We start from the raw sequence: 21,521 nt of genomic DNA, 5'->3' as shown, positions 1-21,521 counted from the left end.
ATGAAAAATCCCCAACGTGATCCAGGCCACCGGGACCCACCTGTTCACCACGCCCCTTCCCTTGGAGGAAGGAGAGCTGCTGGGCAATCCCCAGGTGGCGTGGGCGGCCTACGGAGAACCATCAGACGGCAAAGCGGTGGTGTTGCTGCACGACCTCGCGCATTCGCACCTCGCGTTGGGCCCGCCGGAGGACTCGGCATACCAGCCCTCCGGCTGGGGACGCGCCCTGGTGGGGACGAATCTCGCGTTGGACCCCGCCATCACCCCCGTCTTCTCTCCCGGGTTGCTCGGCAGCCCTTTCGGCAGCACGTCGCCCGCGACGGTGAATCCCGCGTCGGGTGAACGCTGGGGGCTCGAGTTGCCGCCGCTCACGGTGCAGGACATGGCGCGCGCCGTGTCGGCCACGCTGCGCGCGCGGGGACTGACGCACGTGCGGGCGCTGGTGGGCGTGGGCCTGGGCGCCCATGTGGCGCTGCGAGTGGCGTCACTGTTCCCCGACCTGGCCGAGGGCGTGGTGGCCATCGGCGCGGCGCGCGCGCTGCCCGAAGGCGTGCGCGAAAAGCTGGGCCTGTCCTGGCAGGTGCTGCGCGCGGACCCGGACTACCGGGACGGCCTCTACGCGCTGGACGCGCCGCCGCGAAAGACGATGCGCAAGCTGCGTCTGGACTTCCTGAAGCTGCTCTGCGGGCGTGAGTTCCTGGCCTCCGCGTACCCGGCCCCCGAAGCGGCCCGCGCCGCGCTGGAGGCGGAAGCGGATGCCTTCGCGGACGCCTTCGACGCGGTGTCCTGGGCGTCGCTGTGCTCGGCGTACGCGGGCAGCGACGTGTCGGACGGCTTCTCGCGAATCCGTGCGCGAGTGCTCCTGGTGACGGGGACGTCGGATGCCATGGCCCCGGTGAACCGGGTGCGTGACACCTACCACCTGCTGAGCGCCGCGGGCGTGAGCGCCCGTTTCCTCGAGCTGCCGGGGCCCGGGGACCACGCGGCACTGCTCCAGGACGCGGAGCGGCTCCATGGCCCGCTGAGCGACTTCCTGCGGCGCTGCTGACTAGTCGTCCCGATTCACGGCGCCAGAGAGCTTGCCGCGAAGCGCGCCCACCAGCATGCCGATGGCAATCTCGTTGTTGCCGCCGTGCGGGATGATGATGTCCGCGAAGTGCTTGGACGGCTCCACGAAGCCCATGTGCATGGGCCGCACGTGGCGCAGGTACTGGCTCACCACGTGGTCGAAGTCGCGTCCGCGGTCCTTGATGTCGCGGGTGAGGCGCCGGAGGATGCGAAGGTCGTCGTCCGCGTCGACGTAGATCTTCACGTCCATCTCATCCCGGACCTCCTTCATGTGGAGCACCAGGATGCCCTCGATGAGGATGATGTCGCCGGGGTCCACCTTCTTCGTCTGCGGCGTGCGCGACGAAGTGACGAAGTCGTAGACGGGCTTCTGGATGGGCTGCCCGGACTTCAGCGCTTGCAGGTGCTGAACGAGCAGCTCCCTGTCGAAGGCATCCGGGTGGTCGAAGTTCACCTCACGCCTGTCCGCCAGCGGAAGGTCCTTCAAGTCCCGGTAGTATGAATCCTGATCGATGAAGGCCACGCGGCAATCGGCCAATGCCTCGCGTACCTTGCGGGCAACGGTGGTCTTGCCGGACGCGGTGCCGCCCGCGATTCCGACGACGAGGGGGGACGCCATGTGGGCGCGACGTATCTTACCAGGGCGACCTGCGCAAGGGTTCGGTCCAATCCCGGACAATTCTTCCCGCTATCCCTGGCGGATCAGCCCTCGCGCCCTCGCCGCCTCCAGCAGCCCAGGGGCCACCTCCGCCTCGGCCATGGGCCGCACAGCGAGCATTCCCAGGAATTCACCCAAGGCCGGGGGCACGGACATCACCTCCGGTCCTCCCGCCCTGCGCCGAGCGACGAAGGACCAGGGCCCCGGGCCGGGCCGGCGCGCCACCTGGTTCAGCGAATCCAGGCCGGACAGCTCCAACGTGCCACATGCCCACGCACGGGCCGTGAGGTGCCGGCGCACGGCTCGGGCGGAATGGACCAGCTCGGACAGGTCCACGGGAAGCGACCCGACCCGCACGTCCTCCATCAACCCCACCTGCCCCGGCGCGGGCGCGGGCACTCGCCGCGTGAACAGCGACGGCAGCAGCATCTCCAGCGTCAGCGCCGCCGACGCCCCCTCATCCGGTGACTCGCGCAGGCGGCGCATGGCCCAGGACGCGAAGGACTGACCGGGCGTCCGCGCCACGGAGTCGAAGAGCTTCCGGTACTCCTTCGAGCCGGTGAAGGCCGCCAGGCCCTCCCGCGTGCCCGCGAGCAGCAACCGGGTGAGCGGCCAATCGCGGTCCAGGACCTCCGCGACCACGGCCAAGCGGAAGTCCTGGTCCGCCAGCGTGCCCGCTTCGTCCTCCACGGAGGCCGCGGGCGCGGCGGCGTACCCCGCGTCGAACAAGGCCCAGGGCTGGCTGTCCTCCGTGAGCGGAGGCACGGCCGCGACAGCCGCCGGTACGCGCCACGTCAGCGGCGGACGCGCTCCCGCGGGCACCAACTGGCGCAGGCGGCGCAAGGACATCCGGGCGACCTCGGGCGGGTGGCCATCCCCCTCGAAGGTGACGGCGCGCAGCGATGGGCAACGCGGAATCAACGAGGCCAGCAGGTCGAACAGCTCCTCGCGCACCGGCTGCGTGTGGTCATCCACGTAGAAGCTGCGCGGCCCCCGGTGCGTCACCACGCCTCCGGCGATGTGCAGTTCGATGACCTGGTCGAGCGGAAAGCCATCCAGCCCCGTCTGCAGCGGCAGGCCAGCGGCGAGCTGATGGCTGAGCAGGTGCCCCAGGTCGAGCAGCAGCGGCGCCCCGGTGCGCGCGTGCAGCTTCGCCATGAAGTCGAGCACATGCCACTGCCCTCGCCGCGCGAGCACCGCGGGGTTCTCTAGCGCGAGCGGCACGGACAGGTGTTGCTGGACATGGAGCGCGTGGGACACGCACGCCTCCAGGCCCGCTTCGTTGAAGGGCGGCGTGAAGTAGAGGTAGCCCGGGAAGGGCTGCCCATCCACGTGCCACCAGCCCACGTCGTTGCCCACCCAGGGGCTCTCCACGGCGCGCGCGTGGGCGTCCAAATCCCTCAAGGCCTGGACGGGCTCCAGCGCGGGCCCCCAGAGGTTGAGGTGGACGGGATGGAAGAGCACCGGGACGTCCTGGCGACGGCGCCACATCTCCGGGAACAGCGAGGCGTGCGCCTTCGACTCTTCCAGGGAGAGCGGCGCGCTGTACTCCACGTAGTCGAAGAGGCCCGGTGACTCGTCCAGCAAGCGGTAGGGCTGCGGCACGTCCGCCACGCTCAGGTTGCTGCTCAACCCCAGGCCCCGCCAGGGCAGTGTCCATGTCTCGGAAACCGCATGCGTCATCCGCTCAACGTAGACGCGCCCCGCGTCCACCGCCACCCACGACTGCCGGGCAGTGGCGCGATGAACGCTCCCGAGGTCGGGTATGCTCGCCGATTCCCCTCACCCCAGGAGCCGCGATGCCCGCCCCCTCACGCGTCGAGATAGACGAGTCCAACGCGCAGTACCGTGGAGCCTGGAGGCTGTTCGCCCTGGGCAGCAAGTCGGGTGAAGTGGTGGAGCGCCCCGAGGTCTACATCACCGCCTGCCACGTCGCCTGGTCGATGATGAACTCCGCCTTCCTGCGCGCGCCCGTCGACACGGAACAAGCGCTGGCGGCCGCGGCGGCCTCGGCGGCGCGCTACTTCTCCGCCGGCAAACATGGCTGGAGCTTCGTCGTCTGCGACGACTGGCTGGCGCCATCCGTGCGCGACAACGCGCCATCCATCCTCGCCTGGTACGGGCTCAAGTCCGAGATGGACGTCACCGGCATGGTGGCGGACCGGCTGACGCCCTCCATTCACTCACGGCCTCCGTTCACCGTGCGTCCCGTCACGGATACCTGGGGCCGGCAGGCCGTGGCCGACATCAACGCCAACGTCTACGACGTCCCCCGCCACTTCGGCCGTGAAGCCTTTGACAAGGACACGCTCTACACCCCGGACTGCCAGGGCTTCGTGGCGTGCCGCGACGAAGAGGCCGCGGCCAGCACGGTGGTGCTGCGCGTGGATGCCGCCGCCTACGTCGCCCTGGTGGCGACCCAGCCCCAACACCGCCGGCAAGGTGCCGCCGAGGCCGTGATGCGACATGCGCTGGCGAAGGCCCATCAGGACTGGGGCACCGAGCGCACCGTCCTCCACGCCACGAGCGCAGGCGAGCCCGTCTACACCCGCATGGGCTACCGGCCGGTGACGCGCTTCCGCATGTACATGGCGCCTCCACCGGGCCAGGGCTGAGCCACACACACGGTGCTCGGCACGGGGGAGTAAAAACAGACTCACGCCATTTCGAGAGAGTGACTGGCTTTTTCTACCGAGCTTGAAAGCCAGCCGCTCCGTCGCATTGAAGAATGCCGCTCCCGCATGAACTGCGGCCCACATTCTTCGATGGCGTGGAGGTTGTGGCAGACTGATCCGTGAGGGGGCTTGCCGCACGTCTTGCATCGCCCAGCCACACGGAGTCCGCACATGGCCAAGTGGGATGATCTCGTCCTGGCGATTCCACCGCACGCGGGCGGCAGGTCTCAGGCTCCCGCCGCGGTCACGCTGCTGGAGACGCTCCTCGGCCTTCACGAAGCACAGCTCACCCTCCTTCGCGGGTTGCGTCGCGACGTCCGGCCGCTGCAGGAAGGTCCCTTCCTGGCCGGGCGGCTCCACCTGGAGGCCGTGCGCGCCCCTCAGGCCACCCGCGACGAACAGCTGGAGCAGCTGAAGTCCGCGCGAAGCTGCTTCACGGAAGCCATGGGCACCGAGCGCGACAAGGCGCGGCTGTCGTTCATCGCCCTGCACCTGGGCCTCTGCTGGCTGCTGCTGGGCGCGGAGCGGGATGCGCGGGAGTGGACGCAACTGGCCCACCGCACGGCCGTGGAGGCCATGAAGGACATCCTGGTGGAAGCCTCGAAGCACCAGGGCCTCACCCAGAACCGGTACCTGGATCCGGCGCTCACCTTCCTCATGTTCTTCACCAGCACGGCCACGCTGGGCGCGGGCTACCTCTTCTGGGACCGGGTGCTCAGCAAGCGCACGGGCACGGTGATGCGGCGCGCGCTGGGGCAGATGCAGGCGCTGGCGGACTACGTGGACATGCTGGGCGAGGTCCGCCTCCGACTGGGCGAGCTCCCCCATGACGTCGCCCGATACGAGCTGACCCACGGCGTGGACGAGCAGCAGTCCGTTGCCCGCATCACCATCCGGAAGCTCATCAACGACCGGGAGGCCATCTACTTCAACGGCCGGGAGACCCGGAAGGTCACCTGGAACGACCAGGAACGCTCCGAGGTCATCACCCGCGAGCTGATCTGACGCCGGGCGCTGTCACCGTCCCGTCAAAACCTGTTTTCAGGATTGCCGCGAGCGCAACGTCAGACCGGCCCGCCATAGTAGCGGCACTTCCTTGATGGGGGCGAAGGTGACGGCGCAGACGATGCTCGTGTTCATTCCAGTGGTTCTCCTAGTCGCCGCGGCGGTTGCGATTCCGCGGCCCCGCCGGCGCTCACGCCGGTAGTCGTAGTCACGGCCGGGGTTGCGCCCCGGCCGTCTCCCTGGCCCGGGCGGGTGTAGAGTGCGGCAGTCGTCGCAACCCTCCCCTCCCGAGCAGCCGTGGCCGAACGTCCCACAGTCCTGGTCGTCGACGATGATCCTCACCTGAGGGAAATCGTCCGCTTCGCGCTGGAGCAGGGAGGCTTCCGGGTGGATGAGGCCGCCGATGGCCGCGCCGCCCTGACGCAGGTCGACCGCGCCCTCCCAGCGCTCATCGTCCTGGACATCATGATGCCGGAGCTGGACGGGCTCGCCGTGTGCCGTGAGGTCCGGCGCAAGCACGAACTGCCCATCGTCTTCCTCTCCTCGCGGGATGACGAGGTCGACCGCATCCTGGGCCTGGAGCTCGGCGGCGACGACTACCTCACCAAGCCCTTCAGCCCGCGCGAGCTCGTGGCACGCGTGAAGGCGGTGCTCCGGCGCGCACGGCCCGCGCCGGCCCCGGAAGCCGAAGCGCCTGCGGCGCGGATGCAGTCCCGAGGGCCGCTGCGCATGGACGCGGAGCGCTGGCGCGCGTGGTGGCAGGACACGGAAGTCGTGCTCACGGTGACAGAGTTCCATCTGCTGGCCACGCTGCTCCGAGTCCCCGGCAAGGTCTTCACCCGGGATGAGCTGATGAACCACGTCTACGACGACGTGGTGGTCAGCGACCGGACCATCGACAGCCACGTGCGCCGGGTCCGGCAGAAGTTCGCGAGCGCGGGCGGAGACGTCATCGAGACGGTGCATGGCCTTGGCTATCGGCTCGCCCTCCCCTGAGCGCCGCGCGCGCCCGCGCTTGTGGCTGGTGTTCGCCGCCGTGGGCATCGCGGGGTTCGCCCTCACGCTGGCGGGGCTTGCCTTCGTGCGCGTCTACGACAACCAGCTCATCCGCCAGACGGAGTCGGAGCTGATTGCCCAGGGCGCGGTGGTCGCGGAGGTCTTCCGCGAGCGGCTGCGCGCCACCGTGCCAGAGGGCGCATACGGCCGCGAGCGCACCGCTCCCTGGCCCTTCCCCATTCCCGACGACACGCGCCTGCGCCCCATCCTCCCGTCGCTCAGGGCCTCGGATGCATCCCTTCCGCCGGGCGACACGCCTCGGCCTTCGCGCGTTCCCGCGGAGCCGCTGTCACACGCGGCGGGACTGCAACTGACGCCGCTGCTCGAACAGGTGCGTGCGGCGACGCTGGCCGGCATCCGCGTGGTGGACACCGAGGGCGTGGTGGTGGCCAGCAGCAGCCCCGCCCTGCTGTGGACCACGCTGGCGGACCGAACCGAGGTCCAGCGGGCCCTGCGCGGCGAGCCCGTCAGCGTGCTGCGCCGCCGCGTCGCCGACCCCGAGGACACCCCGCTGGCGTCGCTCAGCCGCGACACCGGCATCCGCGTCACGGTGGCGCTCCCCGTGCTGGAAGGCGATCGCGTCTGGGGCGCGGTGGTGCTGACGCGCACGCCCATGACCTTCGCCAAGGCGACATACGCGGACCGGTGGAACCTCACGGCCACCGGCTTCGTGTTGCTCGGCGCGGTGGCGCTGATGTCGCTGGCCGCCGCCGCGCTGGTGGGCCGGCCGGTGCGCGCGCTGGTGAAGCAGACGCGCGCCATCGCCATGAGCGACCCTTCGGGCTTCGAGCCCATGGCGCGCCCCGTGGTGGCCGAGCTGGCCGAGCTCTCCGAGTCCCTGGCCGGCATGGCCACCGCGTTGCGAGACAGGAACCAGTACATCCGTTCCTTCGCGGCCAACGTGTCGCACGAGTTCAAGACGCCGCTGGCCTCCATCCAAGGCGCGGTGGAGCTGCTGCGCGACAGCGCCGACGCGATGTCCCCCGAGCAACGCGCGCGGTTCCTCGCCAACGTGGATTCGGATGCCCGCCGGCTCACCCGACTGGTGCAGCGCCTGCTGGAGCTGGCCCGGGCGGACTCCATGACGGCCACGCCCGCGCAGGTGGAGCTGGGCCCGCTGTTGGAGGGGCTCGCCCTCCGCGCCCGCGCGGACGGTGCCACGGACATCCATGTGACGGCCCCACCCGCGGGCCTGAAGGTGAGCCTCCCGCAAGAGGTGCTCGACGACGTGCTGTGGCAGCTCGTCACCAATGCCCGCCAGCACGGTGGCGACACCGTCCGCGTGGACCTGTCGGTGGAGCAGGCCCCGGAGGCGGACCTGGTGCGCGTGGTGGTGAAGGACCGCGGCAAGGGCATCTCCGAGTCCAACCGTGCGCGCATCTTCGACGCCTTCTTCACCACCGCCCGCGAGCGCGGCGGCACGGGCCTGGGCCTGACGATTGCCCAGTCCATGCTGCGCGCCTTCCACGCGAGGTTGGAGCTGCTTCCTTCCGACACGGGCACCACCTTCGCGGTGGTGGCGCCCGTGCCCCGGCTTCAACGGAAGTAGCTGTCGGAGATGTCCACGGAGTAGCCCAGCTCCAGCGTGGGCGAGGACGCGGCCACCAGGAACTGGCGGAAGTGCAGCGCCTTTCCGGGCAGGCCCGACGCCTCCGCGGCAACTGCTTCCGTCGACTCGTACTGCTCCAGGCTGCCGCCCTCGCGCCGGTAGTTGAACACCGCGGGGAAGTGCGCGCGTGCGCGGAGCTCCGCCACCGGCCAGGAGACTCGCGGCAACGCCAGCTTCAACCGGCCGGAGAGGTGGAACACGCCCAGCTCTCGCGACAGCACCACCTCCAGCGTCCCGCCCGTCTCTCCCAGCCGCGCCGGAGCGGCCTTCAACGCCAGGGTGCCGTTCTCCGACTCCACGGGGACGGGAATGGCATTCAGGGTGACGCGCTCCAGCCGGTGTCCTTCCGGAAGCACCAGCTCCAGCGGCTGCTCGCGGTCCAGGCTCAGCGCGTAGCTGACGCGCAGCGTGGCTCGGCCTTCCAGCGTGGACACCCAGGACGCGGTGGCCTCGGTGATGCGCGGCTCGAGCGGCGGGCGCACCTGCTGCTTCTGGCTTTGAGCCACCCGAGCCACCGCCGCGCGCCAGCCGACGCGCAGCATCCCTTGCACGGGATAGACGGCGTGGGACTCGCCTCCCATCGAAGCCAGCGGCTCGGTGAGTGTGAAGACGGACGTGTCCGCCTCCAGCGCCAGCGGCACCGGGGACGCGTGGGGCCCGAAGCGCAGTTGGGCCCGGCGCTCCGGCCCCGCACCGGGCGAGCGGATGGAGACGCCCACGTCGAAGACGTAGCGCCCGGCCTTCCGCGTGAGCAGGCAGAGGTACCCGTCGACGACGCCCACGCTCCCTTCCTCCAGCGAGGGCAACGTGGCCGGGTACGTGTCCGCGTCCAGTTGGAGCAGGCGCACCTGCGTCCAGCGTCCGTCCGCGAGCACCTCCACGTCGAAGTGCCCGTCCACGAAGAGGGCATCCGCCGTGAGCCGCCCCTTGAGCTGGCTCTTCACCAGGGCCTCCATCGGAGGTGCTTCAGCGGGAGCCGCCTGGCGCTGCGCGTAGAGGGGAATCAGCTCCTGAAGCGGCACGGTGGCGGTGCCGGAGGGAGTCTTGGCGGCCGAGCCATCGGCCGTGGTCAGCAGGAGTCCAACGAAGAGCGGTACGGTCCACATGGCGGAATCAGCTCGCTTCCGGGGTGACAGGGGTGGAGGCAGCGGGAGCCACGGCGGCGCGCGGAGGCTCACCTGGCAGGGACAAGTCGGAGAGGAAGGCCCGCACACCAGCGCGGGTGGAGAGCACCATCAGCCCCAGCAGCGCGGCGAGGATCTCCAGCGTGTAGATGAGGCCGGTGTAGCCCTGGAGGATGACGGCGCCGGTGGGGACCACCAGCGTGGCGCCCCACAGGCCCGCCAGCACGGACGTCCGCTCCTTCGGGAAGAGCCAGCGGACGTACACCACCACCGCCGCGCCCAGGCCCACCGCGCAGAGGGCGTAGGCGGCGTAGAAGTTCATGAAGGCCGCCAGGTATGCCAGCAGCACGAAGAAGAAGCCGTACACGGACGCCAGCAGGTACGTCTCATGGAGCGCGAGCGAACGGCGGTGGCGCAACCCCAGGGCCGCGAGCAGTGCGAGCAGCCCCAGGAAGGGCACCCAGGCCCGGGTCGCCATCGTGCCCACCAGCGCGTCGAACGTCTTCTCCGACGGGAGGATGACGCCCAGGTTCACTCCCGACTCCAGTGACTGGAAGGCCCAATCCAGCGTCACCGCGTCGGCCGTGGTGTTCACCGACGACGCGGCCAGCACACCCGACGGGTAGTCGTAGTTCTCCCCTCCTTCGACGGCGACGTGGACGCGCACGTCCCGCGCGGGCAGCGCCGGATCCAGGCGGTACACGAATGAGTTCAGCCCCCGGGCGCGGTAGCGGATGGTGAAGCGGGACGTGGCGCCCTTGGCGATGCGGCCCGTCCACACCAGCCGGTTGCCGGACTCGCCCAGGTCCAGGCTGGACTCCGTGCCGTCGACCAGGAACTGGAGCTCCGACAGCAGCACCTGCGACTTGTCCATCTCCATGGGGAAGATGAACGCCACGTCGATGTCGGTGCTCTCGCGGTTGACCACCGCGTAGTCGGCGTTGAGGGTGAAGTCGAAGCCGGAGAAGTAGCGCAGCCCGCGCTTGCGGTAGTTCATCTTCGCCTGCACCTCGACGTGCTGGCGGTCGAAGGGCAGCGGCTTCAGCTCGGTGAAGATGGTGCCGCTGTGCACGTAGCGCAGGGATGGCGCGGGTTGGGTGACGGGCGCGCCCCAGCGGTCCTCCACCCCGGCGGCCAGCTCCGAGTTGGCGAAGTCCGTCCGGTCCGCCACCTGCCCGGCGATGACGGCCGTGGCGAAGACGACGATGACCAGACTGCCGAAGACGTGGTGGGCCACGAGCCAGCGCAAGGCCCGGCGAAGGGCGCCTTCGGGCGCTCGCGGCGGACGGGGAGGCAGCGGAGGAGGTGCGTTCATGGGCGCAGGATCTGCGCCCCCCGTGCAACGGTGATGGCCCCCTTGTGCGGCTGCCAAGGAATGTTCGTGCAGATTTCGTGCAGGCCGGGATGCAGCTTCACCCAGCCCCGGATACACTCTGCGTCCATTCCGCGTCCTGGACGCGGCCCCTTCCCTGAAGCCCCGACAAGGTCGTCATGTCCGTCCCTGGAATCGGCTTCCCTGGCCCCTGGCGGCTCCGCTCTGGAGCCGAAGAATACGAACTGCTCGTCATGCGAGCCGTGACGGCCCTCGACGAGCGGGAGTGCGTTCCGGCCGAGCACATCACCTGGCAGCTCGACCATTGGCTGACCTCCGCCCGCAGGCCCCTGCTGGAGATGTACGAGGCCTTGGGCGGCATCCTTCCGTGGAACGCCAGCTCGCTGGACCGCGCCCGGCAGGACGCCCGCGTGCGAGACCGGCTGGTGCAGGCGCTGGAGCGCCGTGAGCTGGTGGCCCTGCGCGTGCAGCGCCGCGCCGCCGCCTGGGCGTGGCCGGAACCGGCCCTGCCGCCCCCCAGGCCCGAGCCCGAGGTCCTCCCCCTGGCGCGCCCGCCCGTGGAGGTCTTCACCCTCTTCCCCGACCCGGCACGGCAGGCCGAAGCCCTGCGCCAGGCCGCGGCGGCGGGTGTGCCGTTCTGCGAGGAGTGTGAAAAGCAGAAGCAACGGGCCGCGGCGTGAGCACACCGGTCCCCCAGCTTCCGGGCCTGCTGCAGTGGGTGCGTCAGGCCACGGAGGAAGCGCCCACCTCGGCGCTCTACGCCATCCTGGACGGGGCGCGGGCCCCCAACATCCACCGGCTGGTGCTCTCCTGCGGCCTGACGCAGAGCAGCCTCTATGCGGGGAAGCTGCCGCCGGAGCTGGTGGAGGTGGCGCCCTACCTGGTGCAACTGCGGCCCGGAGCGCCCGCCACGGAGCAACTGCTCGCCGCAGGCTGGGGCAAGAGCTGGGGCATCTTCGTGCAGAGCCCGGCCCACCCGGACGCGCTGCGGCGGCACCTGCGGCGCTTCCTCAAGGTCAAGGACGCCAACGGCAAGTCGCTGGTGTTCCGCTACTACGACCCGCGCGTGCTGCGCGTCTACCTGCCCACGTGCACGGACGACGAGCTGGACTTCCTCTTCGGCCCCATCGAGCAGTTCTTCGCTGAGTCGGAGGACGGCGGCAGCATGCTCGCCTACGCGCGCCGCCCCGAGGACGCGCCCCTGGACGCGCCGCCGCTGTCCATCCTCCCAACGCCGCTCATGTAGCGGCCTCGGCCCCCTCCCTGGGGCGCACCGTTGACTCGATGCGCCCCGGTCGGGCGTCCCCGCGTTAGTGCGCGGAGAGCAGAGGCCGGTCGAACGCGCGCGCCAGACAGGCCTGGTTCGCCACGCTGTCCAGGTTCGTGTTGCGCATCTGGATTTCGTAGAACGGGCGGCTCAGCGACGTCACGACGGGGTCCTGCACCCAGAATGCCGTGGAAGGACTGGCCATGCCCGTGGCGAGGAACGGCGAAAGCGCGCCGTACTCGTCGATGTGCGTGAACTCGGTGCGCGTTTCACGGCCGTGGCAGCCGTTGCAGGTGTTGCGCGAGAAGACGTGACGGGCGTCGTTGACGGAGATGCCCGACGCACGCCAGTACGAGTCCGTCGGCGACGAAATCCACGGGAACGCGCCGAGGAACGGCATGCTCGACGTGGGATACACCGGCGGCGCGGCGTAGCTGTTGGCCAGGATGGCGGGCGTGTTCGCGTTGATGAAGTCACGCAGCACCGTCGTGTTGTTGTGCGAATCACCCGGCGTCAGCACCGTCGGCTGGCCCTGCAGGCGGTTCACCGAGGGACCCGAGCCCATCAGGTGAAACTCACGCAGCTCCCACGGGTAGCGCAGCCACTCCTCGTTGGTGCGGATCTGGTTGATGGCGCTGCCGTTCGGCTTGCGGGGCGCGGCGTTGCGCACCACCACCTGCTGCGTGAGGCTCGCTAGCGCCGCATTGTACGCCGAGCTGCCCAGAATCATGGACGGCGCCGACAGGTTCAGCCACCCCTGCGCCCAGGTGCGGACCGCGTCACAGCTTGCGTGCGGGACGCCGTACTCGAAGATGACCAGGAAGGGCCGCACGCCGCAGGCCCCGCTTGAACGCTCCACCGCGGCGAAGACGAAGCGCAGCTCGCCCGCGTTACCAGAAGCGTAGGCGGACGGCCCCGCGCTGCCGCCCAGGTCCAGGCGGTTGACGATGGCCACCAGCTTGAACGGCGACCGTGCCAGCTCCAGCGCGCCGCTCGAGCGTGGCCACGGCGTGAGGATGCGCGCGGTCATCGCCGGGCGCGCCGGCACCGTCCAGCCGTTGATGTTCTGGTTCACCGTCCACTGACGCAGCCAGTGCTCCGTCAGGTTTGCTGGCGACACGTACGAGCTCGCCATCTCCCGCATCAGGTGGTTGAACGTCCACACACCATTCGGGTTGCCGGCATTCGTACACGGGTCATACGTGCGCGTCGGGTCATTGACCACGTTGGGGTGGGTGATGATGAGCGAGTTCTCCGGCTTCACCGCGTGGGAGATACCCGCGGGGAAGATGGGGATGGGGACCCCCGGCCGGAAGACGTCGGGCGACAGCGGCGTGAGGGCGCGCTCGGAGACGCGGACGCGGTTGTCGAAGGTCGCGACCGTCAGCGGCGTCTGGGGATTGCGCGCCTGGAACTCGCGAATGCGGTCCTGCGTGGCGCGGTGGGTGACGAAGTCCACGTCGCCAATGGCGGAGAACACGCCGTCACCGGCCTGCTCGTCACCATTGAGGCCCTGGTCGTTCAGCACGAGCGCCTGCCCCGAGTCCGACACCACGGGAACCTGCTGATGCACCTGCCCCTGCGCGAGCTTCGCGCGGATGAGGCTGCGCGTCTTCGACGTCAGCTCGCCGTCGAGCGCGATGGCATCCATCGAATCGAGGATGGGCGCGACGCCCGTCTGGGCCTGCTCCTGCGCCGCGGACGTCGGCTCCTCCGATGGGAGGGATTCGGAGCCACCACACCCTGCGAGCAGGGATGCGGCGACGACGCCAGACCAGGCGCGCAACACGCCTGGAAACTTCTTGGAGGACTGCTTCATGGGGGACTCCTCGCGGGTAGACTGCAAACGCGGCCTTGTGCACCCCGCAGGCCAGAGTCCCCTTTCAACGCCTTCCAGCGCGGCGTGTGCGCCGCCGCTGGTGGCAATGACAAATCACGCCACAGCGTGACTCGCCCTGTAACAGCAGACGTCACAGACTCAAGGGAGAGTCATTGCAGTCCCAGGGTGTTGAATTGCAGCACGACCACCCGAGTCCCCCGCACTGTCAATCCACTGGAAGCGGCCGGACCTCCAACTGCTTGGACGCGAGGAACTCCGGGTTGAACACCTTCGACGCGTAGCGGCTGCCGTGGTCGCACAGGAAGGTGACGATGCGCAGCCCCTCGCCCCGGTGACGTCGCGCCAGCTCCCACGCGGCGCGCACGTTGAGGGCCGCCGATGTGCCCACCACCAGCGCGTCCTCGCGCGCCAGGTGGTAGAGCATCTCCACCATGTCCTGGTCCCCCAGGCGCATGGCCTCGTCCACGCGGGCCCGGCGGAAGTTCTCCGTGAGGCGCATGATGCCAATGCCCTCGGTGATGGAAGAACCGGGCCCTTCCATGCGCCCTTCGCGCACGTAGGTGAAGAGGCCCGAGCCCGGTGGATCCACCAACACCACGCGCACGGAGGGGTTCTTCTCCTTCAGGTAACGGCTGACGCCGCCCATCGTCCCGCCGCTGCCCACGGACGCCACCAGCACGTCCACGCGGCCCTCGCACTGCTCCCAGATTTCGGGGCCCGTCGTCTCGTAGTGGTAGTCGCCGTTGGCCGGGTTCTCGAACTGGTTCGCCCAGAAGCCGCCCTGCACTTCCGCCAGCACGCGGGCCTGGTGGAAGAAGTGGTTGGGATTGGCGAAGGGCACCGCGGGGACCTTTCGGACCTCCACGCCCATGGCCTCCAGCAGCTCGTACTTCTCGCGGGCCTGGTTGTCCGGCATGGTGACGACCACGCGGTACCCGCGCTCGCGGCCCAAGAGCCCCAGGCCGATGCCGGTGTTGCCCGCGGTGCCCTCGAAGATGGCGCCGCCCGGCTTCAGCAGGCCCTGCGACTCCGCGCGCTGAATCATCCCCTTCGCGGCGCGGTCCTTGATGCTGCCGCCGGGGTTCATGAACTCGGCCTTCGCGAGGATTTCACACCCCGTCTGCCGGCTCAGCGAGCCGATGCGCAGCAGCGGGGTGTTTCCGACGGAGTCCCAGAGCGTTCCAATGCGAGGCGCCATGGGCTGTGCTTAACGCGAAGGGTGGCGCCCGTCACCGGGAACCACCGCCCTCAGTCCGCCCGCATGGCCTCCACTGGATCCAACTTCGCCGCGCGGGCCGCCGGGTAGATGCCGAACAGGAGCCCCACGCCGCAGCTCATGAACAGGGCCAGGCCCACCGCCCACGGGGGCACCTGCATGGGAAAGCCCATCATCCAGTTGCCCAGGAACACCAGCCCGAAGCCCAGGCCCAGGCCCAGGGCGCCGCCCATCAGCGACAGCAGCACCGCCTCCGTCGCGAACTGTCCCAGGATGCGGCGCTTGCGCGCGCCCAGCGCCTTGCGCACGCCAATCTCCCGCGTCCGCTCCATCACCGACACCAGCATGATGTTGAGGATGCCGATGCCGCCCACCACCAGGGACAGCAGGCACACGCCCACGCCCGCGATGGTGATGACCTGGGAGAGCTGATTGAACGACGCCGTCACCGACTCGTTCGTGTGCAGTTCGAAGTCGTTGGGCATGTTCGCCGGAACGTCGCGGCGCCGGCGCATCAGCGAGGCCACCTCGTCCTGCGCCTTGCTGAACAGCTCCGGGGACTTCGCCTGCACGCTGATGTCCAGCGAGCGCTTCTTCCCGTAGAGCTGGTGGAAGACGCTCAGCGGAATCATCACCTGGTTGTCCAGGCTGAACATGCCCAGCATGCTCCCCCGCTTCTGGAGCAGGCCGATGACGCGGAAGGGCCGGCCCTTGATGCGCACCTCGTGGCCCACCGGATTCATGCCCGGAAACAGCGCGTCCGACACGTCCGTCCCCAGCAGCGCCACGTAGCGGCCGTCCAGCGCCTCCACTTCGTTGAAGTAGCGCCCGGCCTGCACCGACACCCCGCTCACCAGCGGGTAGTTGGCGGGCGTGCCGAACACGCGGACCGACGGCCGCGTCTCCGAGCTCGCCGTGGCCAGCTTCTGGCCACCCTCGTCGTCGGTGGGCACCACCGTCCCCACCGACGGGCAGGACTCCTCGATGGCCCGCGAGTCGGGCATCTCGAAGTCCTTGCGCTTGGCGAACTTGGCCCAGTTGATGCGCCCGAAGCCGCCCGCGGGCCACTTCGTCACCTGGAAGGTGTGGGCCCCCATCCGTCCCAGGTCGTTGTTCACCTTGACCCGCAGACCCTCGATGAGCCCCATCATGGTGATGACCGTCGCCACGCCAATGACGATGCCCAGCAGCGTCAACAGCGAGCGCAGCGGGTTGCCCAGGAAGGTGCCCAACGCCAACCGCAAATTGTCCAGGAACGCTCGCATCGCGCTACTCGTAACGAAGGGCTTCCACGGGGTCCAGGTTCGCCGCGCGCGCCGCCGGCCAGATGCCGAACAGCAGGCCCACCAGTGCGGCGAAGCCCACCCCCGCCACCACGGTCATCGGCTGCACGTCCGCCGCGAGCGGCGTGATGAGTGACACCACCTTGGCCGTGCCCAATCCCACGGTCGTCCCCAGCAGGCCTCCCACCGCGGACACGCTCGAGGCTTCCATCAGGAACTGGAAGACGATGGTCCGTTTCCGGGCGCCCAGCGCACGTCGCACGCCAATCTCCCGCGTCCGCTCGCGCACCGACACCAGCATGATGTTCATGATGCCGATACCGCCCACCAGCAGCGTGATGAGCCCCACGCCTACGGCCACGCCGTACAGCGCGCCCGTGAGCTGCTCGTACGTCTGCGCCATGGCCTCCGGCCGGTTGATGGAGAAGTCGTCCTCCGCCCCCGGAGGCGTGGAGCGCACGCGCCGCATGATGCCGGTGAGCTGGTCCTCCGCGGACCGCATCTGCGAGGCATCCTCCACCGCCATGGCAATCTCGAAGCTGCGGCCCTTGCCGAAGCTCGAATAGAACGTCTTGAAGGGGATGAAGACGATCAGGTCCATGCTCTCCCCGACCATCTTCCCCTTGCGGCTGAGCGTGCCCACCACCTGGAAGGTGCGGTTGTCGATGCGAATCGACTGCCCCACCGGACTGACGCCAGGGAAGAGACCGTCCACCACGTCCGCGCCCACCACCGCCACCGGCCGCGTCGTCGCGTCGTCCGCCTCGGTGAGGAAGCGCCCGCCGGTGATTTCGTAGCCGGAGATGTTGAGGTACTCGTGCGTCACGCCCTGGATGCGCACGGTGGACATCTGCTCGCCGCCATGTGCCACGTCCGACAGGCGAGACACCGCCGGGGACATGGCCGTCACGAAGGGCGCCAGCGTGCGCAGCCGGTGCATCTGCTCCAGGGTGAAGTTCTTCCGGTTGCGGTACTTCCACCAGTCGCCCTTGATCATCCAGGGCCACTTGGACACGTACATCGTGTTCGCCCCGAAGGTGGCCAACTGCTTGTGGAAGGACGTGTTGAGCCCCTGGATGATGCCGACGATGGCCAGCAGCGTGGCCACGCCAATGCCAATGCCCAGGGTGGTCAGCACCGTGCGCAGGCGGTTGGCCTTCAGGGAGAAGACCGCGATGCGTGCGCCCTCCAGCACATCCACGCGGAAGGCGGACCGCTGACTCATGTGCCCCCCGCGTTCAGCACGTCCGACGCCGTCCCCATGGCCACCGTGCGGCCGTCGCCGTCCGCGACAATCTCTCCGTCGCTCAGGCGGATGGCCCGGGGGCAGCGCGCCGCCAACTTGGGCTCGTGCGTGACGAGCACCAGCGTGTGGCCCCCCTTGTGGAGCTGCTCGAACAGGCGGACGATCTCCTCACCCGTCGCCGAGTCCAGGTTGCCCGTGGGCTCGTCGGCCAGCAGCATGGAGGGCTCGGACACCAGCGCGCGGGCAATGGCCACGCGCTGGCGCTGTCCACCGGACAGCTCGTTGGGCCGGTGGTGCATGCGGTGAGCGAGCTGCACCTTCTCCAGCGCCGCCGTGGCCCGCGCGCGCCGCTCCTTCGCGCTGACGCCGCGGTACACCAGCGGCAGCTCCACGTTGGCCAGGGCCGTCTCCTTGGGCAGCAGTTGGAAGGTCTGGAAGATGAAGCCAATCTCCACGTTGCGGATGACGGCGAGTTCGTCGTCGCTCATGCGCGACACGTCCTTGCCGTTCAGCATGTACCGGCCGCTGCTGGGCGTATCCAGACAGCCGAGCACGTTCATCATCGTGCTCTTGCCAGAGCCGGACTGGCCGATGATGGCCACCCATTCGCCCCGGTTGATGCCGAAGGAGACGCCGCGCAGCGCGCGCACCTCTTCTCCACCCACGTGGAAGACGCGGGTGATGTTCTCCACCTGGATGAGCGGTCCCGCGCCGCTGGCCTGACTCACGACTTCCGACCGCCCTTCATTCCCGCGCCCTGCTCCGGCTCACGCACGATGTCGCCGTCGTTCAGCTCCTTCGACAGCGTCCGGTACGGACCTTCAATCACCCGGTCGCCATCATTGAGTCCGGAGACGATCTCCAGCTCCGTGTCGGAGGCGATGCCCGTCTGCACGCGGCGCACCTGCGCCTTGTTGCTGCTGTCCACCACGAACACGACCTTGGCCAGCGACTCCGTCCGCTTCGCCGTCAGCCCGCCCCCTTCGATGGGCGCCTTGTAGTCCGGCAGCGATCGCTCCGAACGCACCGTCACCGCCTGGATGGGCACCAGCACCACGTCATTGTGCGTCTCCGCGGAGATGCGCACCTCGGAGCTCATGCCGGGCAGCACGTTGGGCGGACGGGTGTCCAGCGCGACGGTGATGGGGAAGCTCGTCACCTCGGCCTCGGTGCCCTCGTTCTTGATGAGCGCCTTCTGGGCAATCTCCACCACGGAGCCCGAGTACGTCTGGCCCTCCAGCGCGTCGAGCGTGATCTCCGCGGGCTGGCCCGGCTTGAGATGCACCACCTCGTGCTCGCCCACCTCGAACTTCACCTCCATGGCGCTAAGGGCGGCGATGGTCATCACCACGTCCTCGGACAGGTCCGAGCCACGAACACGCTCACCCACTTCACGCGACAGCTCGATGACGTTGCCGTCGATGGGCGACACCAGCGTCGTGCGCGTGAGGTCGGTCTGCGCCTGGTCCACGATGGCCATGTTGCGGGCCAGCATCTGCTTGGCGGACGCCAGCCGCGCATCCGCCGTGTTCTTCGTGGCCCGCGCCGTGTCCACCTCGGCGGCGGACGAAAGGCCCTTCTTCGCCAGGTCCTCCACGCGCGCAAGCTCCAACTGCGCGCGGCCCACCTCCACCTCCGCCACCTGCACGTCGGCGCGCGAGGCGTTCAGCGACGCCAGGGCCTGCTTGTGCGCGGCCTGGTAGAGGCGCGGATCAATGCGGCCCAGCACCTGCCCCTTCGTCACCGCCTCGCCGTCCTTCACCGCCAGCTCCACCAGGTCACCGGAGAGGCTGGACGAAATCTTCACCGTCGTGGCCGCCTGCACCTTGCCCGCGCCGGTGATGGTGCGGGTGATGGAGCCCTTGCGAGCCTTCGACAACTGGACTTCGAGCGACGGCGGAGGACGGTCCTTCAACCCGCCCGCAGTGATGGCCGCAGCACCCAGGAACAACGCGCCAGCAATGGCACCCTTCCACCACTTCATTTCGACTCTCCCGGGCTCAGGGCGCCCATGGCCCGCTGCAATGAATAGCGGGCGATTTCGACATCGATCCTGTTTTCCAACAAGGCGAGCTCAGCGCGCGTCAGGCTCAGCTGCGCGTCGCGGACCTCCAGGGTGGAGCCCGCGCCAGCGCGGAAACGCGCCTCCTGCATCTCCAGGCCCTGGGCAGCGACCTCGACGTTCTGCGCAGCCAGGCGAGCGGCCTCCAGCTGGGCCTCCAGCGTGCGGTGCGCGGCGCGAACCTCGCCTTCGATTTCCCGTGCCGTCTGCTCCAGCGTCAGCTGCGCCTTACGGATGTCCGCCTCGGCGCGACGGGAGCTCGCCCCCGTGGACAGACCGGTGAACAGGTCCCAGCTCAACCCGACGGCCGCGGTGAAGCGGTTCTGCAGGCGCGGCTCGGTGAACACCAGCGAGGCGTCCGGACCGCCGCGGTTGTAGAGGCCCTGGGCCACCAGGCGCGGCAGGTACTCCGAGCGGGCAATGGACTGCTTCAGCTCCGCGGCGCGGATGCGCAGCTCCAGCGTCCTGAGCAGCGGCCGGTACGCACGGGCCGACGCGAGCGCCTCGTTGACCGACGGCGCGGGCGGCGGCTCGGTCGTGAGCACGCCCGGATCCTGGGCCGTCAGCGCCTCGGTGCCCGGCCGGGCCAGCCACACGGCGAGCTGGGACTGGTCGTTGACCAGTTGCCCGAGCATCGCGGTGTAGTTGATGCGGTCGGTCCCCAGGTTCACCGTGGCGGTGATCTCTTCGTTCTTGCCCGTGCGGCCCGCGTGGAAGAGCGCCTGCGCTCGCTCCACCTGCTGCTCGCTGCGCTCGACGGTGGCCTTCAGCACCTGGAGCGTGGCCTGGGTGCGGTACAGCGTGAAGAAGCGACGGATGGCCTCCAGCTCGGAGGTGTCCGCCTCTTCCCGCGCCTGCCCCTTCTGCGCGTCACGCACCACGCCACTCTGCTCCAGCTGCTTCCAGCGGGCGCGGTCGTAGATGATCTGCGTGAGCGACAAGCCCAGGTCGTAGTTCTGGGTGCTGGTGGAGGGCGTCTCCACCGCGTTGCGAATGAAGCCTCCCGGGTTGGCCGGGTCCGGAACCGTGGTGAACTCCTGCCTGCGGCCGAACCAGATCTTACCGGCCGACGCATCGAGCGAGATCTGCGGCAGCAGCACCGAGCGGGACAGGTTCACGTCCTCGTCCGCGATGGCCACGTCCAGCATGGCCTGGATGGCCGCGACGTTCTGCCGGCCCTCCGCGCGGGCCTGGTCCAGGGTGATGGGTGTACCGGAGTCCGAGGGAGCGGCGGCCAGGGCGACCGCGATCACGAAGGCGTTCATTGCGCACCTGCCTGGGCGGGAAGGCCGATGAGGAAGATGCCCGCGTACATGGCGTACAGCGCCACCGCCAGCAGCAACGCGCGCCCACGGCTCATCCCGGTGGCGGCGGAGAAGCCCAGCCCCAGCAGGCCCGTGCTCCAGAAGTTGAAGAAGTCCACGGTGGACGCCACGCGCTGCATCTTCGGACTCAGGCCTTGCAACACGGCTCCCAGGTTCGACGGTACGAGGTTCATCACCCGCGCCATGGTAATGGAGTGCTGCGCCGCGACGCAGAGGGTCAGGATGAGGTGGTAGAGCGCGATGGGCAGCAGCGCCAGCACGGCCGCGGACAGCAACTGCTCGAAGGACGCGGGCCGGTCGAAGAGCCAGCTGACCACCCACAGGATGCAGGCCAGGAGCAGCGCCATCAGCGGCATCAGGATGACGCCCTTGGCGATGCCACCGACCAGCGCCTTTCGCGACTCCGTTTGGATCTTGTCCGTGAGGTCCGCCTCCGACAGCCCCATCAGCTGACCAGAACCCTGGAGCTGGCGGATGACGTCAGGCGCGGCGTCCCAACGGAGGGAAAAGAGCGTCCCGGAAGCGGACACGCACAGGGCCAGGATGAGGAGAGGCCACACCCAGCGGCGCGCCTCGACGGCAGCACGGGTCCCATCGAGGGGATCGACGAAGACGCGGGCCGGTTGAGCAAGAGAAGTCATATGGTGGTGGAGGTCTCGGAGCGATGTACGTCGCTCGTCCTCAGGCAATTGCCTGGCCAGCCGAAGAAAGGCGCCGAACAGGCAGGCAGCCAGCCAAATTCCGCTGGCGGACG

The 21,521-nt window shown here is 69.3% G+C and carries 19 protein-coding genes; 7 read left to right on the top strand and 12 right to left on the bottom strand.

The features are described from left to right. Positions 1–16: 16 nt before the first annotated feature. On the top strand, positions 17–1,048 hold the full coding sequence (locus FMP39_RS12090; RefSeq protein ID WP_141590059.1) for an alpha/beta fold hydrolase: 1,032 nt from the start codon (positions 17–19) through the stop codon (positions 1,046–1,048). Here FMP39_RS12090 and udk read toward each other — a convergent pair whose 3' ends face one another. Further along, complete coding sequence (gene udk, locus FMP39_RS12085; protein ID WP_141590058.1) at positions 1,049–1,687, bottom strand: uridine kinase; 639 nt, start codon at positions 1,685–1,687, stop codon at positions 1,049–1,051. Between the two features lie 69 nt (positions 1,688–1,756). Continuing rightward, the gene (locus FMP39_RS12080) at positions 1,757–3,409 is read right to left on the bottom strand and encodes a DUF692 family multinuclear iron-containing protein (RefSeq protein ID WP_228557918.1); all 1,653 of its coding nucleotides are present in this window, start codon (positions 3,407–3,409) and stop codon (positions 1,757–1,759) included. Between the two features lie 116 nt (positions 3,410–3,525). Here FMP39_RS12080 and FMP39_RS12075 point away from each other — a divergent pair, with 116 nt between their 5' ends. The 4 genes from FMP39_RS12075 (at position 3,526) to FMP39_RS12060 (ending at position 8,011) form a co-directional block, all read left to right on the top strand. Continuing rightward, positions 3,526–4,341: a GNAT family N-acetyltransferase gene (locus FMP39_RS12075; RefSeq protein WP_141590056.1), complete on the top strand. Its 816-nt coding sequence runs from the start codon at positions 3,526–3,528 to the stop codon at positions 4,339–4,341. Positions 4,342–4,572: 231 nt separating this feature from the next. Beyond that, a complete protein-coding gene (locus FMP39_RS12070) occupies positions 4,573–5,406 on the top strand; it encodes a hypothetical protein (protein WP_228557917.1) in 834 nt (277 codons plus the stop codon). Between the two features lie 297 nt (positions 5,407–5,703). Then, positions 5,704–6,402 carry a response regulator transcription factor gene (locus FMP39_RS12065; RefSeq protein WP_141590054.1) on the top strand — a complete coding sequence of 233 codons (699 nt, stop codon included), beginning with the start codon at positions 5,704–5,706 and terminating at the stop codon, positions 6,400–6,402. Further along, the gene (locus tag FMP39_RS12060; protein WP_141590053.1) at positions 6,371–8,011 is read left to right on the top strand and encodes a HAMP domain-containing sensor histidine kinase; all 1,641 of its coding nucleotides are present in this window, start codon (positions 6,371–6,373) and stop codon (positions 8,009–8,011) included. The genes FMP39_RS12065 and FMP39_RS12060 overlap by 32 nt, the downstream gene beginning before the upstream one ends. Here FMP39_RS12060 and FMP39_RS12055 read toward each other — a convergent pair. Both FMP39_RS12055 and FMP39_RS12050 read right to left on the bottom strand, forming a co-directional pair. Then, positions 7,999–9,177: a hypothetical protein gene (locus tag FMP39_RS12055; RefSeq protein ID WP_141590052.1), complete on the bottom strand. Its 1,179-nt coding sequence runs from the start codon at positions 9,175–9,177 to the stop codon at positions 7,999–8,001. The two genes, FMP39_RS12060 and FMP39_RS12055, sit on opposite strands and share 13 nt — an antisense overlap. Positions 9,178–9,184: 7 nt before the next feature. After that, positions 9,185–10,510, bottom strand: a complete 1,326-nt coding sequence (locus tag FMP39_RS12050) for a hypothetical protein (protein ID WP_090490603.1) — start codon at positions 10,508–10,510, stop codon at positions 9,185–9,187. A gap of 176 nt (positions 10,511–10,686) precedes the next feature. Here FMP39_RS12050 and FMP39_RS12045 point away from each other — a divergent pair, with 176 nt between their 5' ends. Together FMP39_RS12045 and FMP39_RS12040 are read left to right on the top strand one after the other, a co-directional pair. Further along, positions 10,687–11,208, top strand: a complete 522-nt coding sequence (locus tag FMP39_RS12045) for a hypothetical protein (protein WP_141590051.1) — start codon at positions 10,687–10,689, stop codon at positions 11,206–11,208. After that, positions 11,205–11,774 (top strand): DUF4123 domain-containing protein, encoded by a 570-nt coding sequence (locus FMP39_RS12040; RefSeq protein ID WP_141590050.1) that lies wholly within the window; start codon positions 11,205–11,207, stop codon positions 11,772–11,774. Before FMP39_RS12045 ends, FMP39_RS12040 begins: the two co-directional genes overlap by 4 nt. 64 nt (positions 11,775–11,838) lie before the next feature. Here the strand turns inward: FMP39_RS12040 and FMP39_RS12035 are convergent, their stop codons facing one another. The 8 genes from FMP39_RS12035 to FMP39_RS12000 form a co-directional block, all read right to left on the bottom strand. Then, a complete protein-coding gene (locus tag FMP39_RS12035) occupies positions 11,839–13,614 on the bottom strand; it encodes a choice-of-anchor X domain-containing protein (protein ID WP_228557916.1) in 1,776 nt (591 codons plus the stop codon). 226 nt (positions 13,615–13,840) lie between these two features. Further along, the gene (locus FMP39_RS12030) at positions 13,841–14,833 is read right to left on the bottom strand and encodes a cysteine synthase A (protein WP_141590048.1); all 993 of its coding nucleotides are present in this window, start codon (positions 14,831–14,833) and stop codon (positions 13,841–13,843) included. A 50-nt stretch (positions 14,834–14,883) separates the two neighbouring features. Beyond that, on the bottom strand, positions 14,884–16,116 hold the full coding sequence (locus tag FMP39_RS12025) for an ABC transporter permease (RefSeq protein ID WP_011554175.1): 1,233 nt from the start codon (positions 16,114–16,116) through the stop codon (positions 14,884–14,886). A gap of 4 nt (positions 16,117–16,120) precedes the next feature. After that, positions 16,121–17,359 carry an ABC transporter permease gene (locus tag FMP39_RS12020; RefSeq protein WP_090490608.1) on the bottom strand — a complete coding sequence of 413 codons (1,239 nt, stop codon included), beginning with the start codon at positions 17,357–17,359 and terminating at the stop codon, positions 16,121–16,123. Beyond that, positions 17,356–18,108, bottom strand: coding sequence for an ABC transporter ATP-binding protein (locus tag FMP39_RS12015; RefSeq protein WP_141590047.1), 753 nt, complete (start codon positions 18,106–18,108; stop codon positions 17,356–17,358). The genes FMP39_RS12020 and FMP39_RS12015 overlap by 4 nt, the downstream gene beginning before the upstream one ends. Then, the gene (locus FMP39_RS12010; protein ID WP_141590046.1) at positions 18,105–19,364 is read right to left on the bottom strand and encodes an efflux RND transporter periplasmic adaptor subunit; all 1,260 of its coding nucleotides are present in this window, start codon (positions 19,362–19,364) and stop codon (positions 18,105–18,107) included. Before FMP39_RS12010 ends, FMP39_RS12015 begins: the two co-directional genes overlap by 4 nt. Next, the gene (locus FMP39_RS12005) at positions 19,361–20,707 is read right to left on the bottom strand and encodes a TolC family protein (RefSeq protein ID WP_141590045.1); all 1,347 of its coding nucleotides are present in this window, start codon (positions 20,705–20,707) and stop codon (positions 19,361–19,363) included. Before FMP39_RS12005 ends, FMP39_RS12010 begins: the two co-directional genes overlap by 4 nt. Then, positions 20,704–21,408 carry a YIP1 family protein gene (locus FMP39_RS12000; protein ID WP_194858363.1) on the bottom strand — a complete coding sequence of 235 codons (705 nt, stop codon included), beginning with the start codon at positions 21,406–21,408 and terminating at the stop codon, positions 20,704–20,706. The genes FMP39_RS12005 and FMP39_RS12000 overlap by 4 nt, the downstream gene beginning before the upstream one ends. Positions 21,409–21,521 lie beyond the last annotated feature (113 nt).

Origin of the sequence: Myxococcus sp. AB056 (assembly GCF_006547365.1) — a bacterium.
Classification (GTDB): domain Bacteria; phylum Myxococcota; class Myxococcia; order Myxococcales; family Myxococcaceae; genus Myxococcus; species Myxococcus virescens.
The sequence above is the reverse complement of the archived record's forward strand: the minus strand, read 5'-3'. Positions and strand labels throughout refer to the sequence as shown.